We start from the raw sequence: 15,656 nt of genomic DNA, 5'->3' as shown, positions 1-15,656 counted from the left end.
GCGGCGCACTTTAGACGGATCCGGCCCAGGCTGGTGGGCTGCGCGACGTGCACGGGTGAGGTTCCGTGGGTCGGGAGGTTGGCGATCGCACCAGGCCGCCGGTGTGCTAGGAGCGCAGGCGGCCCGGCGACCTGGTGCGCCAGGGGAGCGTCGCCGCCGGAGCCTCGGGAGGTCGGCGGATGATCCACGGACGGCGGGCGGTGCGAGGCGGGGCGGGGGGCGGCGGGGCGCTGGCGCGCGGCGGGGTGCTGGCGCTCGCGGGGGTGCTGGGAGCGCTCGGCGCGGGTTGCGAGGAGCGCGCGGGGGTGAGCCCGGCGGCGAGGAAGGGGTTCGGCGAGGCGTGCGCGGACGGCGCGGAGTGCGCGTCGTCGGTGTGTGCCGCGATCGGGGGCGTCTGCTCGAAGGGCTGCCGGGTCGACCGGGAGTGCGGCGCGGGGCACGTGTGCCGCTCCCGGGACGACGGTCCGGACGGCGTGTGCAGCAAGCCGCAGGGCCGGGCGCCCGGCGAGGCGTGCATGACGGCGGTCGAGTGCCAGCACGGGCGATGCCTGCACCGGGCCGGCGCCCTGGATCAGCCGGGGCACTGCTCGGCGTACTGCGAGGGCGCCGGCGATTGCCCGGCGGGTCTGAAGACGTGCGAGGAGATCGCCGACAGCGCGGGGCGGAAGATGTGCCTCCCCGGCGAGGGCGGTGCGGGGACGGCCGCGCCCGGCGCGAAGGGGAAGGCCTCCGAGCGGTAGGGCGGGAGCGCGGCCGGCCGGGGGGCTGCGGGGGAGGGGCGGTGAGGCGCAGCGCGCGTGGGGGCGCGGGCCGCAGCGCGCGTGGGGGCGCGCGGCGCGGCGCGCGTCAGGGCTCCGCGGTGAGGTCCGGCGCTGCCGCGGGCGGGACGGGCCCGGCGCTGCCCGGCTTCGCCGTCCCGCTCGTCTGCGCGGTCGAGGGCGCCGGGGTGCGGGCGCCGATCGGGGGCACGTGGGCGTCGAGCTGGCGCAACCCGAACACGGCGACGCCGGCCTCCCGCAGGTGCTCGTAGCGCTGGTGGATGACGGTCCAGAACTGATCGCGGACGATGGCCTCCGGCGAGCGCTCGGAGGGCTTCTGCTGGGCGCCCCGGGGCCTGAGCTGGACGAGGAGCCAGCTCGCGTGCTCGGCCATCTCGGCGAGGTAGTCGCGCGAGAACGGGTGTTTGCCGTCGAGCGCGTCCGCGAGCTCGTCGAACATCCCGGCGATATCGACGCCGTCGCGGGCGCTGTCGACCGGCCCCGATCCGCGCCGGATCGCGGCGACGCGCTGCTTGGGGACGAGCTTCAGATCCGCGAAGATCTCGAGTTGCCGCAGCGTGAGATCGCGCATCGGGCGGAATTTCTCGAGGCGCGCCTCGATCTCGCGCTCGCTCGCGGCCGTCGCGACGCGCCCCGCGGCCGCGACGAGCCCGAGCGCGAGGCTCGGGAGCTCGAGCACGTCGTCGATCGGGCAGAGCGGCAGCTTCTCGCGGACGCGGCCGAGATGAGGGAGCACCGCCTGGACGCCGCGGTCGACGTTGGCGCGGACGAGCTCGATCGAGAGCCGGCAGACCTCGGCGCGCTCGGCCGGGACCTCCGCCTGCACCCGCGGCAGGAAGTGGCGATAGGCCTCGTTCGCGTCCGAGGTGGTGAAGATCTGGCGTGCTGACGCAGACGGCTTGGTGTTCTTCGATGTCGATCGGGTCTTGGTCATGGCCATTGTCGCAACCTATGCACGGCGCGCGTGTGTGTCATTGGGAATCCGCGCCCGAGAGCGAGGAGGCATGATTCCGACGGTGGGGAGGATAGGCGGGGGAAGAAGGTTCCACTATGAAGGCAATCCGGGGAGCGACCTCGAAGGGAGGGTAGGGTCTCGCCGGGAGAGGGGAGGTGGTCGCGGAAGAAGACGAGACCCTTCGCCCCGAGACCTGAGGTGGTCGCGGAGGGAGAGCAGGGTCTCGCCGGGAGAGGGGAGGTGGTCGCGGGGGGAGGCGGGACCCTTCGCGCCGAGACCGGAGGTGGTCTCGAAGGAAGGGTGAGGTCTCGCCGGGAGACCGGCATCGATCTCGACGGAGAGTCGAGCTCAAGAACCGGATTGACTCGCCATCATGACCATGGTGTTTGCCATGCTCCCCGGCGAGCTGCTCTTCATGGCAGCGGATTGAACCTGAGTTGGCGGGAGTGTGTCGGGGGGAAGCCCCGCTCCACGGGTGGACGATATGAAGAATGAACCTCGGCGCGAGGCCGCGCAGGCGGCCTCGCAGCGTCCTCGGCGGTCCTCGGTGCATGCATCGATGGCGGCGTCCTCACGGGCGTCGTCTCTAGGCTGATTTCTATCCCTCCTCGTGCTCGCCCTCGTCGCGTGCGGCACGCACGAGCGGCCGGCGGCCGAGCGGCTCGGCCTGGCCACCTCCGCGTCGACCGGCGGTGAGCGGCCCACGCTGCCAGAGCCCCTGGACCTCCCGCAGTCCCCGATCCTCAGCGGCGACGACGTCGGATACCTGCCCGGCGCGGGGCAAGTCACCGCGGACGGAGCCTACATCTATACGATTCCGCTCGACGTCCCGCCGGGGCTCGGGGTGACGCCGGAGCTCGCGCTCCGCTATTCGAGCCGTGGCGGCAACGGTCCGCTGGGGCGCGGGTGGAGCGTCGCCGGCAGCTCGTCGGCGATCGCGCGTTGCGACGCGACGATCGCCACGGAGGGGCACGCCGACGGCCCGGACTACGACGCGACCGACCGCTATTGCCTCGACGGCAAGAAGCTCGTCCCGGTGAAGGGGTTCGATGGTCGAGCCGAATACCGCACCGAGGACGACGAGATGTCGATGATCCGCGCGCTCGGCGGGTCGAGCAGGAGCGGGCCGGGGGCCTTCGAGGTGCGCACCAAGGACGGTAGGATCCGCACCTACGAGGAGACCTACGCCACGCGCGTCGTGACCCGCGGCAAGGTCGAGGAGCCGGCGGGCGTGGTGAGGCCGCTCTGGCTGCTCGCGCGCGAGCGCGATCGCTCGGGGAACGAGATCGAGTACCTCTACGAGAAGCACGGGTCCACCGCGCCGCCCTACTCGCACGAGTTCCTGATCGAGACGATCGCCTACGGGCCGGGGTCATCTCCGCGCCGGAAGATCGTGTTCGAGTACGAGGATCGCCCCGATCCGAGCATCTCCTACGGGGGCGGGATCGGTTGGCGATCGACGAAGCGGCTCAAGACGATCGCGATGTGGGCCCCGAACCCGGTGTCCACGCAGAAGGTCTGGGAGTACACGCTCGACTACGAGATGGGGCAGCTCGGCCGGAGCCTGCTCTCCTCGGTGCAGAAGTGCGGACATCAGGGGACCTGCCTCTGGCCGAAGCGGCTGCACTGGATCCACGAGGATCCTTTGTTGTTCGCCGGCGGTCCGGTGCTTCCCATCTCCGGGGAGATCACCTCGGTGCGCGTGTTCGACGCCAACGGGGATGGGAGGGACGACATCCTCCACGCGGTTGACGTGCCGACGCCGTGGTCCCCGCCCCCTCTGCCGGGGCACCCCCATCCCCCCGTCCCGCCGGAGCCGCCGGATCAGCTGTTCCTGAGCCTCTCCGAGCCCGGCAGCGAGGTCTCGTTCCGGACCGTGCACGTCAACCCGGCGGGCTCTCCGCTCGAGGAGGTCAACCTGAAGCACAGCCGTCCAGTGGACGCCGACGGGGACGGCAAGGTGGACCTGCTCGCCTACGACACCGGGGCATGTCGCTACAGGCTGGTCGCTTGGAGCGACGAGAGCGAAGCGTTCGTCGCCACGGGCGCCACGATTTCGGGGGGCAAGGCGCGCGTCTGCTCGGGCAAGTTCTCCGCGTCCGCGCCCGCGCTCGAGCTGGTCGACCTGAACGGCGATGCGTTGCTCGATGTGCTCGTCGAGTTCGCGCAGTCGGTCGACGAATCGTCCTGGAGCATCCTGATGAACGAGGGCGGCCGGTTCGGCGACCGCATCGTGACCGGCGTACGCGCCGCGCCCAGGCCGTGTGAGGCGGTTGGCGGCGATCTCGACGGCGACGGTCGCGGCGAGCTGATCGTCGGCGAGGACGAGAGCTGCGAGGCGGGGGTGGCGATCGGGCTCGACGACGCCGGGGAAGTGACGACCGGGCCCGCGTTTCCGCTGAAGCGCGGGGGCGCTCCGGCGACGCTCGCCGACATCAACGGCGACGGGCTGAGCGACGCGCTCTGGGTCGACGTGGACGCGGGCTCGGTGCGGCTCAGCATGAACACGGGCAACGGGCTCCGGCCTGTCGTGACGCTCCCGGATCCCGGGGTCGCGGAGGCGCTGGCGCTAGAGGCAGGAGGCCTCGTGGTCGAGCCGTTCGACCTGAACCGCGACGGGCGCGACGATCTCCTCGTGTCGATCTCCGACTGGCGCAACCCCGTGCCGCCCGCGGGCCGCTTCACGGACCTGATCCTCGCCTTCCTCTCGCGCGGCGACGGCACGTTCCTGCGCCAGGAGATCGGCTGGGAGGAGCCGGAGACGGGGACGCACTATTCGCCGCTCCCTGCGGGGGGCGCGATGTGGCACGGCGACTTCGACGCGGATGGCCGCGCCGACGTGCTCACGCGGCGAGCGAACGTCCTCGAGGTCACGCGCGCGATCGGAAAGGATGTGGAGCTCCTGAGCGGCGTGTCCGACGGCGACGAGCCGAGGGCCTACCGCGCGCACGTCCGGTATGGCCGGACGAACCCGTCATCGTCGCCTCGGGACGTGTGTACGTATCCGCTGCGATGCGTGTACCGTGGGGCGCCGGTGGTGGCCTGGGTGGGCGGGCTGGAGCGGCCGGGCGGGACGAGCTACCGGTTCGAGCATCCGCGGGCCGACCTGCTCGGGCGCGGCTCGCTCGGGTTCGAGCGGATGATCGAGTGGAGCAGCGCGTGGCCCGTGGAGCGGATCACGGCGTTCGACAACGAGACACGCGTGGGGACGGCGTATCCGTTCGCGGGTCGGCCGCGGTGGATCCGGGAGGTCACGCCGATCGTGCCCCACGGCCCGCTGGGCGCGCGCGACTGCGACCCGCTGACCGACGGATCGTGCACGGTCGAGGAGGGCCCCGCGAGCGCGAGGGCGCGGGTGGTCGAGCAGGAGATCGACTACCGGGTCGTCGAGCTCAACGAGGGTCGCAGCTACCTCGTCTCGGTGCAGGGGACGTTGCGGCGCGAGTACGAGGATCCCGAGGTGAAGATCGACTGGGCCGAGGGGGTGCGCCTGCACTGCCCGAACGTGGACGATCCGGGGGATGCCGCGCCGATCCGGCAGAGCGCGACGTACGAGGTGGATGCTCACGGCAACGTGCGGAGATCGATCGTCGAGACGGCGGGGGGCGTGCGCCGCGAGGTGACGAGGACGTTCGACGTGCGGCCCGACGGGTGGCTCGTCGGGCTGATCGATACACACACGGAGCGCGTGTACGAGGCCGGTGCGACCGTGCCGGGGAAGCTGCATGTCGACTACCACCACGACGAGCGCGGGTTGCTCGACGAGGTGAAGATCGAGCCGGACAGCACCGATCCCGACGTCCGGGAGACGATCTCCTTCCAGCTCGACGAGGCCGGGCGGCTGATCGAGGAGAAGCGCGAAGCGGCCGGGGAGTCGCCGCGGATCTGGAGCTACGCGCACGACGATGTGTCGGGCGAAGGGATCTTCGTCAGCCAGGTGTGGAACGGGCTCGGGGTGTCGCACTGGACGTACACGCACCCGGCGTATGGCGTGCTGATGGGCGAGATCGACGCGAACGGCGCGTGGTCGACGCGGGTGCACGACGACCTCGGGCGGCTGAAGCAGGCGAGGTCCGGCGCCGGTGCGTCGAGCGAGACGACGATGGCCGCCTGGGTGGAGGCGGGCGAGACGGCGGGGCTCGTGGTGGAGACGACGCTGGCGAGCGGCGGCAGCGCGGTCGTGACGTTGGACGAGCGTGGCCTCGCGGTGAAAGAGGCGGAGCGAGCGTTCGACGGGCGGATGAAGGTGCGCGGAAGGTCGTATGACGTCTTCGGCCGGCCGCTGTCGGCGAGCCGGCCAGGGTTCGACGTGGCGGCGGAGGAGCGGGCCGAGCGGACGTACGACAGCCTGGGCCGCGTGCTGTCGGAGACGGGGCCGGACGGGGCGCAGCAGTGGTACGAGCACGAGCTGTTGCAGACGATCCGGATCGATCCGGAAGGGCGGCGGAGCCGGACGATCGTGGACGTGGAGGGGCGGCCGAGCGAGACGGCGGTGGAGGTGGACGGGGCGTGGCAGCCGACGCAGTTCGCGTATGGCCTGCACGGCAAGCTCTGGAAGGTGATCGACCCGAAGGGGAACACGACGGAGATGGCGTACGACATCCGCGGTCGGCGCATCGAGGTGCGCGACCCGGACGCCGGGGTGCGGCGGACGCGGTACAACGGCTACGGGGAGACGCGGGAGGAGGTGAACGCGCTGGGGCAGAGGACGGTGGTGGAGCGGGACGCGATGGGGCGCAGGCGCGTTGTGACGAGCGCCGACGGGGTGACGACGTTCACGTGGGACAAGGCGGAGCACGGGGTGGGGCAGCTTGCGTCGGCGCTGAGCCCGGATGGGACGGAGGTGCTCACTACGTACGACGCGCAGGGGCGCGTCTCGGAGGTGTGGACGACGATCGAGGGCGAGGCGTTCTCGGTGGGGGTGACGTACACGCCCGACGGGCTGCGCGATGAGCTCTTGTATCCGAAGGTGCCGGGGCGGGATCGGTTCCGGGTCAAGCACGTGTACGAGGACGGGTCGCTGTCGGAGCTGCGGGCGAGCCAGGAGGACGGGACGACGCGGTCGCTCTGGAAGGTGAACGCGCGGAACGCGGACGGGGCGCTGCTGGAAGCGACGTTCGGCAACGGGGTGCGCGCGGAGCGGACGTACGAACCGGTGACAGGTCGGCTGGCGACGGTGGAGGCGAAGACGAACGCGCCGCTGCAGGCGCTGACGTACGGCTATCACGCCGACGGGCGGGTGCGGGAGCGGCGCGACGGGGTGGCGCTGCGGGTGGAGACGTTCGGGTACGACGAGGCGGGCCGGCTGGAGCGGTGGGAGCTCGCGGCGCCGGGCGGGGCGCGGGGGACGACGTACGGTTACGACGAGCTCGGCAACCTGCGCACGGTCGCGGTCGACGGGGTGGTGGCGGAGGAGAACCGCTACGAGCCGGGAGGAAGGCCGCGGATCGTGGCGGGGCGCGATGGGGTGACGTTCGGGCACGACGCGGCCGGGCGGCTGGAGAGGTCGAGCGCGGGGCTGCGGATCATGTACACGGCGTTCGACCTGCCGAGGCGGGTGGAGAAGGAGGGAAAGAGCTGGGCGTTTCTGTACGACGCGTTCGGTGCGCGGGTGAAGAAGAAGCACGAGGGGGAGGAGACGGTCTACGTCGGCGGGTTGTACGAGCGGCGCACGGACGCGGGCGGGACACGGCACGTGTTCCGGGTGGCGTCGCCCGAGGGGGAGGTGGCGCAGGTGGTGTTCGCGGGTCCTGGGAAGGAGCAGACGCTGTACCTGCACGCGGACCCGCTGGGGAGCGTGGGGCTGTTGACGGACGAGGCGGGCGAAGAGGTGGAGCGGCTGCACTACGAGCCGTTCGGGAGGCGGATCGACGCCGACGGGAAGGCGCCGGGGGTGGCGAAGAGCGAGGTGAAGCACGGGTTCACGGGGCACCGGCACGACGATGAGCTGGGGCTGATCGACATGCGCGGGCGGGTGTACGACCCGAGCCTGCGGCGGTTCTTGACGCCGGATCCGCTGGTGAGCGACCCGCTGTGGGGGCAGAGCTACAACCGGTACAGCTACGTGATGAACGACCCGGTGAACCTCGTGGATCCGACGGGGTTCTACTGGAAGGAGGTCACGTTCAACGACGGCAGTACGGGGTATGCGGAGTACGACGACAATACCGATCAGCTTATCGGGTTGATGGCGCCTACCATCGTCGTTACGCCGTCTGGTACGCTGCCCTCCGGTGAGGATGAGCCGCCGCAGTCTGTCGGTGGGGCGAAGGAGCAAGGGGATCCGGAGTTCCAGAGCGACTGGGCATCGTTCTTCCAGACCGGAGACGAGTACTTCGAGCAGCGCGGCGGCTCGTCGGTGGGCGACGAGTACTCGGGCGCCGGGGAGACGCTGGCGGCGGTGCTGGAGCGCGGGGTGCGGCTGTCGGACCTGACCGGCGAGAAGTCGACGCCCGGGCTGGTGAGCGGGTCGGTGATGGGGGACCCGGTGATCGTGCCGCGGTTCAACTGGTCGGCGGCCGTGGCGCGGGACTTCCACGAGGCGCTCGAGCTCGGGGCGCTGGCGTGGCACGCGGGCAACGACGCGGAGGCGTTCGTCCAGGACCTCCGGGCGGCGATGGATGTCGCGGCGCTGGGCGTCACGGTCGCCGTCGAGAGCGGCATCGGGCCGGCGATGGTGCTCGGCGCCGTGCTGTCGAAGCTGGCGGGTGGGGCGGCGGGTGGAGTGAAGATCGGCGGCAAGGCTTGGGAAGCTCTCGAACCCGGAGCGAAGGCTTGCCGAAGTGGATGTGAGGCTGTCGCGCAATCGATCCAGAGGGCGCTCGGAGGCGAAATCAAGGTCATTACCGGGCCCGGCAGATTCCTGGGGAGAGTGCGCAACTCTGGGGGAACTCTCGTTAATCCTGCGGGGGACAAGGCCCCTGGCTGGAGCAATCATCATGTTGTCGTCAAAGATGGTGTGGTCTATGATGCGCTCACTGGTCCTAATGGCATGGTAGCGTCGGCGTACAAGCAGCTCTGGGAGTATGGTGACGTTCTCAATTTTGGATTCTGAGGAGGAAGGATGGCATCAGTATTTGAGGTGCTCGAAGAAATTCGCAAACGACCCGGAATGTATGTCGGTGGCGATGAGTCTCAACGCGTGACGCAATTGCAGAACTTAGAGCAGCTTCTGTGCGGGTATTCTCTCGCGTTGCGCCATCACCGCATTCAAGAACGAGTTGTGGATTTTAACCGAGAGTTCGGCGCGTTCCTCTGGGAGACACGAGGATGGAGTGCATCGTGTGGGCCCGTCGCTGCGATTCGTGACACGGCCAAGAGCGACGCAGAATCGTGGGAGCTGTACTGGAGACTGGTCGACGAATTCCGTGGCACCGTTGATGCGCGGTAGCGATCTGCGTCGCAGACGTGAAATCCAAATTCCGTAGGGTTGATGCCCCTGGCGCGAGGATTTTACGTGGCATGGTAATCGGCTGGTTCTCGCCGGAATGCGATTTGCGTTCCGGTGAGCTCCACCGTCAGGCAGGCCGATGGTCGATGGCTCCTGGACGCATGCGCGGCGATGGTGTACGCCCCGCCACAGCTCGCGCCCTCACGGCGACGGGCATCGGGGAAATCGCATGTCGACTTCGTTCATCGCGCGGTCCCTCAGCGCTGCCGCGCTCGCGCTCTGCGCCGCCAGCGGGCTCGGTTGTGCTCCGCCGAAGCCACCTCTCACCTGCGCGTCCCAGGGCGGCGCCCCGTGGGTAGAGCTCTCCTCGCAGCACGTCGTGTTGCGGACAGATCTCGACCGCTCCGAGGCGCGCGGGGTCCTCGCGGAGCTCGAGAGATCGTACAATGCCCTCGAAGACGTCTGCTTCCCGAGCGATGCTCCGGACCCGTTTCGCATGCAGATCGTCCTGTTCGCGCGCGAGCAGGACTTCCGTCGGTTCAGTCCAGCGCCGTCCAGCGGCGTCTTCTTTCACGCGCTGCCAAACGACATCGAGCGGGCGCCGACGATGGTCATGTATGGCTCGCTCGGGGAGCCGGCGCGCATCACGTTCCAGCGCGGGCTCGCGTACCACTTCATCGCGCAGAGCATCGGGCCCGCGCCGCCGTGGCTCAAACAGGGCCTCGCCCAGTTTTACTCGACGTTTCGCGTGCGGGGTGGTTATGCATACGTGGGCTCAGCGCTGCCCTATCACGACTTCCTGAAGGGGGCCTCCGGGCGCACCGTGCGCAATGGCCCGTTCACGCTCCAGCTGGTCCCCGCCAGCGAGGCGGCGTCCGCCGCGGAGCTCATCCGTGCCAGGCGAGAGGACTTCTACAGTCTCGCCGACGATCCGTCGGAGGCCGAGCGGCGCCGGGTGGCGCTCAACGACCTGAGCTCTTGGGGGCTCGTTCACATGCTGCTCAACGGCCCCGATCCGTACGTGCAGCGCTTTGCCAGCTTCCTCGAAGCGGCTTCGCGGGGCGCTCCGGTGCGGCAGGCCTTCCAAGAGGCGTTCGGCGATATCTCGCCCGAGCAGCTCGAGCGGGATTACCGGAGCTACCTCGTCGGAACGCGGCCCATCAGGAAGATCGGCCCCTATACGGCCCCGCCGCCCCCGCCGCCGCTGGTCGAGCGGGCGATGAGCGACGCCGAGGTGCACGTGCTCTGGGCCCGTTTGAGGCGGTGGCAGGGCGATGGGAGGGCATGGGCGGCGGCGCAGCTTGACGAGGCGCTCGCTCACGAGCCGAACAACCCCGACGTGCGCTTCTGGCGCGGGCTCTTCCGGACCGCCGAGTCCCGCCTCAGGGAGGCGGAGCAGGAGCTCGCGGCGGCGCTCGCGGCGAGGCCTACGGATCCTCGGTATCTCCTGGCGATGGCAAAACTGATTCGCACGATGTCGATCCGTCGCATCATCACGCCGCTCCAGGCAATCGTACGCACCGCTCCGCTCATCGACCGCCTGAGCCGCACTGCCGCCACCGCCGAACAGCTCACTTTCGTCGCCCGATACCGCATCCAGCTCCGGGATCTCGACGAAGCGCAGGCGTTCGTGCAGCGCGCCCTCAAGACGGACCCGAGCTGCGTACGCTGCTACGACACCTACGGCATGCTGCTCCTCCTGCAAGGTCGAGTCACGGAGGCCATCACCGCAGCGTCGCGCGCACGCGACCTGCTGCCGGAGGGAGTGGAGAATCCGCTCATCGAGGCCCGCCTCCGCTGCTTTCAGGCGCACGAGAAGGCGGTGCGCGACGGCGCGCCGACCCGCCCGGAGAAGTGCTTCGACCCGCTCCGCGAGTGACGCCGGTCAGGATCCCGCCCCAAGCGCGCCGCCCTCGGTCGCGCGCCACGTCGGCAACGGCTCCCGCTCCGCCCCGGCGAGGCCCTCACGCCGCCGCGCGCACCGGCGGCAGCCGGAACGCGGCCCCCTCGGAGCGGCTGCGCCGGCGGAACGCGCCCGGCGCCTCGCCCGTGTGCCGCTTGAACGCGCGGCTGAACGCGAACTCCGAGTCGTAGCCGACCTCGGCCGCCACGGCGGCCAGCGAGCCGTCGCCCTCGGCGAGCAGCTCGGCCGCCCGCTGCATCCGCAGCTCGGCGAGGTAGCGGAGCGGCGGGACCCCGAGCTCGGCCAGGAACCGCCGCGCCAGCGCGGCGCGGGAGAGGCCCGCCGCCTTCGCGAGCGCCTCGAGGGTCCAGCGCTCCGCCGGCCTCTCCTGCATGAGCCGGAGCGCGCGCGCGACGCGCCGGTCGAAGGCGCGCGCCCCGCGCCGGCTCCGCGCGCGCGCCGCGCCCGCCTCGCCCGCCCGCTCGTGGCAGTGCAGCGCGTAGGCGAGCAGCGGCTCGAGCAGCGAGCGCGCCAGCGCGGCCTGTCCCGGGGATGGATCCGCGAGCGCGGCGCGCAGCAGGCCCACCACGGCCGAGAGCCCCGGCGCCCGCCGCACCTCGCCGGCAGCGAGGTGGACCACCGGCGCGAGCGCGGCGAGCGCCCCGCCGGGCGCAGCGGTGTAGGTCGCCGAGATCACCTCCGCCTCCGCGGGAGCGGCGCCGGCCGGCGGCGCGACGCAGCAGAGGCGCTGCTCGCCGGGCCCGCCGCCGCGCGCGCCGAACCCGAGGAGCACGAGGTCGCCAGCGTCGAGCTCCAGGGAGCACGCCCCGTCCAGGGGGCATGCCCCGTCCCGCGAGAGGCGAAACGCGCCCTGCACGACGACGTGGAGGCTCGGCACATCCCCCGCGATCGCGCGCCAGAGCACGCCAGGAGGGCCGCGATGCCGGAAGACCGCCACGCCGCGGGGAAGCTGCCGCTCCATCTCGTCCGCCATGCCCCATGGTTGCCCGCGCCGAGGCCGCTCGTCCAGCGCTCCCTCGCGGATCGAGACGCGCGAGCATGACTCCGCGCGTCGCGGTCATGGCGCGCGGGCGGGGGCGGCCGGATGCTCGGGGCCATGATGCGCTTCGATGCGACGCCGAACGAAGAACAGCTGCCCCTCCGCGCGCCGTCCGAGGAGGTCCAGAGCAGCCTCCTGAAGAGCCGGACCGTCCTGATCTTCGGGGAGATCACCAGCGAGCTGGCGCAGGTCACCACGGCGCAGCTCCTCGCCCTCGCGAACCAGAGCGAGGCGCCGATCCGGGTCCTGATCCACTCGCCGGGAGGACACGTGGAGTCGGGAGATACGATCTACGACGTGATTCGCTTCATCCGGCCCGAGGTCAAGGTGATCGGCACCGGATGGGTCGCCAGCGCGGGCGCGCTGATCTTCGTCGCCGCGCGGCGGGAGAACCGGTTCGCGCTCCCGAACACGCGCTTCCTCCTGCACCAGCCGCTCGGCGGCGTGCGCGGCCCCGCGTCGGACATCGAGATCGAGGCGGCCCAGATCATGGCCGCGCGCGAGCGGCTCAACCGCATCTTCGCCGAGGCGACCGGGCAGGATCCCGCGAAGATCGCGCAGGAGACCGAGCGCAACCTGTGGATGACCGCGCGCGAGGCCCAGGCGTACGGCCTCGTGCACCGCGTCGTCGAGAGCGCGCTGGAGGTCTGAGCGCCGCGCGAGCCCTCCGGGAGCAGCCCCCTCCGGCTCAGCGCTGGCAGCCGGCGAGCGCGGGCGCCCCGAGCAGATCGAGCTGCTCGACCGCGCGCTGCGGCCGGCGCGCGCCGAGGCCCGCGTCCGCCGCCGGGGCGGCGCCCCGGGAGGCCGCTCGCCGGAGGAGCTCCTCGCGGAGCGCCCCGAGCTCGCGCGCGGGAAGGGTGCTCGTGTCCGTCACGAGCCGCGCGCCGTCACGGTAGCCGGTCCACACCGTGTAGCCGTTCCGCGTGACCTCGATACCGACTCTGGGGCCATAATCCGTGATCTCGTAGCTGCGTCCCAGGGCGAGAAAGCTCCACGTCTTCATCGTGACCGTCTCGCCATTGTCCATCGGGGCGTCCGGCCTGGCCAACAAACCGGATCGCAGCGCCGGGCGCCGCGCCGCTCGGCCCCGCCCGGCCGCATCGCGCTTCCAGGAGCTCGGCGTCAGCGCGCTCGCACGCAGGCCGGGCTCTCCTGATCACGGCGGTGCCCGTCGTGGCGGCCCTCTCGCTCCGCGGCGGCCGCGCCGAGCAGCGCGCGCCCGGCGCTGTCCGGCGGTCGCGATCGTGCTGCGATCTCCCGGACTCGCGGCCTCTGGTACGCTGTCGTGATGCTTGGTCGACTTGATGGATGGATGTTCGGGATGGCCCTCTGCCTCGCCGCCGGCTGTGGCGGGGAGACCCAGGAACCCGCCGGAGAGGGGGGCAACGGGGGCGGAGCGCTCGGTGAGCTCGAGTGCCGGCGCGGGGAGGATTGCGACAACGACACCTGCAATCCGGTCAGCGACGCCGCCTGTTACGAGGTGCAGAGCGCTGCCAGTTGCAGGGCTGACGAGGATTGCGCCGGCATGGCGGGCGAGGGCGGGGGAGCGGGAGGGAGCGGGGGCGGCGCGGTCGCCCCGTTCATCTGCGAGATACCGCATTTCACGTGCCCTCCGCCCCTGCAGGTGAGCGCCGTCTGTGTCCGCGGCTGCGCGACCGACGCCGACTGCCCGGCGACGCTGGCCTGCGCGCCGGATCACCGCTGCCGCGCGAAGCCGTGCGCCGCCGACGCGGACTGCCCGGTGAACCAGGCATGCGATCCGACCGGCGGGGCCTGCGCCCGCAAGGCGTGCGCGAGCGACGCCGATTGCGAGGGCTACTGCGTGCTCGGCCAATGCGAGGAGAAGCCAGGAATCTGTTTCTTGTATTGAGCCGCGCTGTGCGGCGCCGCGGAGGGTGCCTGTCCGCGCCACCCGAGCTCATCCGGTCAGCGTTTCCCTTCTCCACCGCTCACCACCGCATCTCCGCCGTGAGCGCGCGAGCGCGCATGGGCCGCGCCCGTTCGTGGAACGGCCCGGGCCGTCACGGCGCTCCCGGCGCCCGCGCGCGCCTCCGCTCCCGCCGCCGCGCGCGCAGGAGCGCGCCGCCGGCCGCGACCAGGCAGCCCGCGAGCGCCCCGGCGCGGCCCCCGCCCGACGCCTCGCAGGAGCAGCCGCCGCCGGCGCTCGCCCCGCTCCCGCCCGCCCCCGCGCCGGCCTCGCCCCCGCCGGCGCTCGCCGCGCTCCCGCCCGCGCCCGCGCCCGCGGCGCCGCCCGACGCCGCGCCGGCCTCGCACGAGCGCGCGGCGCCGACGAAGCTCGCGGTCGCCGGCCAGAGGTCGGGGCAGGTCCGGCCGGTCGAGCCCTCCGCCCCGCAGGCGGCCGGCGGGCCGCAGAGGCGGTCGAGCGTCATGAGCGGCGAGAACGTCGCGCCCCCGTCCGTGGAGACGCCCGCGGAGAAGCCGTCCACGAGCTCGTCGGCGCAGGCGTAGAGGCCCCGCGCGGTCCAGGTCAGGCAGCGGACGCCGAGCTGCCCCACCTGCGTGAACTCCAGCGTATCCGTCGGCGCGACCCACAGGCCATCCATGTCGCTGCCGGCCGCGATCCTGGTTCCGTCGGGCGAGAGGGCGAGCCCGAGGAGGCTCACCGCCTGGAACACCTCGCGCCAGGTGGCGCCCCCGTCCCGCGAGACCAGCAGGGCGTCCGCGCCGTCGCCGTCGCGGCGCACATACACCACGTCGGGGTCCTCCGGGTCCACGGCGCCGAGGTAGGGCAGGTTGCGATCGTCGCTGCCAGGGACGTCGAGCTCCTCCCACGTCGCGCCGCGATCGTCCGAGCGCCGCACGATCCCCTGGAACGTGGGGCCGTTGCGGCGCCCGCTCACGTAGATGCGCCGGGGATCGCTCGGCGCGCTGTCCAGGGTCACGCCGAGGAACGTGCTCGGGAAGTCTTCCCCGGCCTGGGTCCACGTCCTCCCGTCGTCCTTCGACGCCCAGACCTGGGTCAAGATCGCGTCGCTCGCCATGACGCTGGAGCCGAGCAGGAGCACGCTCGCGGGATCCGCGCGGTCGATCGACAGGTCGACGATGTTGCGCCGGGCGAGCGCGCCCTCGGCGATCTGCCAGTCGCAGCCGCCGTCGTGCGTCGCGCTGAGCCCGTCGAAGAGCCCCGCGAGCATCGAGCCGTCGGCGGTGACGACCATCATGGGATCCTCGAAGCCGCTGTAACCGACCGCCGCTTCACAGATCCACGACCAGCGCTCGCCGCCGTCACGGGTGGTGAGGACGCCGTAGGTCGCGCGGACGACGATGTGCTCCGGATCGGCGGGATCGACGAGGATCTGGCCGGCGGTGGGGTATCGACCGTTGGCGAGCGCGGGCGCCGCGGCGGAGAGGGCGAGGCCCGCCGCGGCGGCCGCGAGCCCGAGAGCGATGCGGTTCATCGAGGGGAGGTTCATCGATCCTCCTGTACAGCGCAACGCTTCGACAGGAGGCCGCGGGAGCGCGCCGGGCCCGGGAGATCCCTGGCCCGACGCCGATCACGATCCGCCGCTCCGCGGCGCGCGGCCGGGCGCGGCGCCCCCGGCCGTCGG

General features: G+C 71.8%; 10 protein-coding genes. 6 read left to right on the top strand and 4 right to left on the bottom strand.

Annotated features, from left to right (window positions below; translation table 11 throughout):
- The first annotated feature begins 179 nt into the window (after positions 1-179).
- Positions 180-740, top strand: a complete 561-nt coding sequence (locus tag WME98_RS51790; RefSeq protein WP_437948977.1) for a hypothetical protein — start codon at positions 180-182, stop codon at positions 738-740.
- A 106-nt stretch (positions 741-846) separates the two neighbouring features.
- Here the strand turns inward: WME98_RS51790 and WME98_RS51785 are convergent, their stop codons facing one another.
- Positions 847-1,713, bottom strand: a complete 867-nt coding sequence (locus WME98_RS51785; RefSeq protein ID WP_437948976.1) for a hypothetical protein — start codon at positions 1,711-1,713, stop codon at positions 847-849.
- Positions 1,714-2,344: 631 nt separating this feature from the next.
- On the opposite strand from WME98_RS51785, the gene WME98_RS51780 reads away from it, so the two are divergent.
- From WME98_RS51780 to WME98_RS51770, 3 genes are all read left to right on the top strand, one after another.
- Positions 2,345-8,788, top strand: a complete 6,444-nt coding sequence (locus WME98_RS51780) for an FG-GAP-like repeat-containing protein (RefSeq protein ID WP_437948975.1) — start codon at positions 2,345-2,347, stop codon at positions 8,786-8,788.
- Positions 8,789-8,797: 9 nt separating this feature from the next.
- The gene (locus WME98_RS51775) at positions 8,798-9,124 is read left to right on the top strand and encodes a hypothetical protein (RefSeq protein WP_437948974.1); all 327 of its coding nucleotides are present in this window, start codon (positions 8,798-8,800) and stop codon (positions 9,122-9,124) included.
- A 229-nt stretch (positions 9,125-9,353) separates the two neighbouring features.
- Complete coding sequence (locus WME98_RS51770) at positions 9,354-11,003, top strand: tetratricopeptide repeat protein (RefSeq protein ID WP_437948973.1); 1,650 nt, start codon at positions 9,354-9,356, stop codon at positions 11,001-11,003.
- Positions 11,004-11,088: 85 nt separating this feature from the next.
- Here the strand turns inward: WME98_RS51770 and WME98_RS51765 are convergent, their stop codons facing one another.
- Positions 11,089-12,021 (bottom strand): AraC family transcriptional regulator, encoded by a 933-nt coding sequence (locus WME98_RS51765; protein WP_437948972.1) that lies wholly within the window; start codon positions 12,019-12,021, stop codon positions 11,089-11,091.
- A 126-nt stretch (positions 12,022-12,147) separates the two neighbouring features.
- Between WME98_RS51765 and WME98_RS51760 the strand changes: the two genes are divergently transcribed.
- The gene (locus tag WME98_RS51760) at positions 12,148-12,738 is read left to right on the top strand and encodes an ATP-dependent Clp protease proteolytic subunit (RefSeq protein WP_437954137.1); all 591 of its coding nucleotides are present in this window, start codon (positions 12,148-12,150) and stop codon (positions 12,736-12,738) included.
- Between the two features lie 37 nt (positions 12,739-12,775).
- Here the strand turns inward: WME98_RS51760 and WME98_RS51755 are convergent, their stop codons facing one another.
- A complete protein-coding gene (locus WME98_RS51755) occupies positions 12,776-13,114 on the bottom strand; it encodes a hypothetical protein (RefSeq protein WP_437322428.1) in 339 nt (112 codons plus the stop codon).
- Positions 13,115-13,375: 261 nt separating this feature from the next.
- Here WME98_RS51755 and WME98_RS51750 point away from each other — a divergent pair, with 261 nt between their 5' ends.
- Positions 13,376-13,957: a hypothetical protein gene (locus WME98_RS51750; protein ID WP_437948971.1), complete on the top strand. Its 582-nt coding sequence runs from the start codon at positions 13,376-13,378 to the stop codon at positions 13,955-13,957.
- Between the two features lie 151 nt (positions 13,958-14,108).
- Here WME98_RS51750 and WME98_RS51745 read toward each other — a convergent pair whose 3' ends face one another.
- Entirely contained in the window at positions 14,109-15,521 is a 1,413-nt protein-coding gene (locus tag WME98_RS51745; RefSeq protein WP_437948970.1) for a WD40/YVTN/BNR-like repeat-containing protein, read from the bottom strand.
- Between the last annotated feature and the right edge of the window lie 135 nt (positions 15,522-15,656).

The sequence above is a fragment of the Sorangium sp. So ce296 genome (assembly GCF_051529605.1).
Lineage (GTDB): Bacteria > Myxococcota_A > Polyangia > Polyangiales > Polyangiaceae > Sorangium > Sorangium cellulosum_D.
Note: the sequence above shows the minus strand (reverse complement) of the source record. Positions and strands in the feature narration are given on the sequence as shown.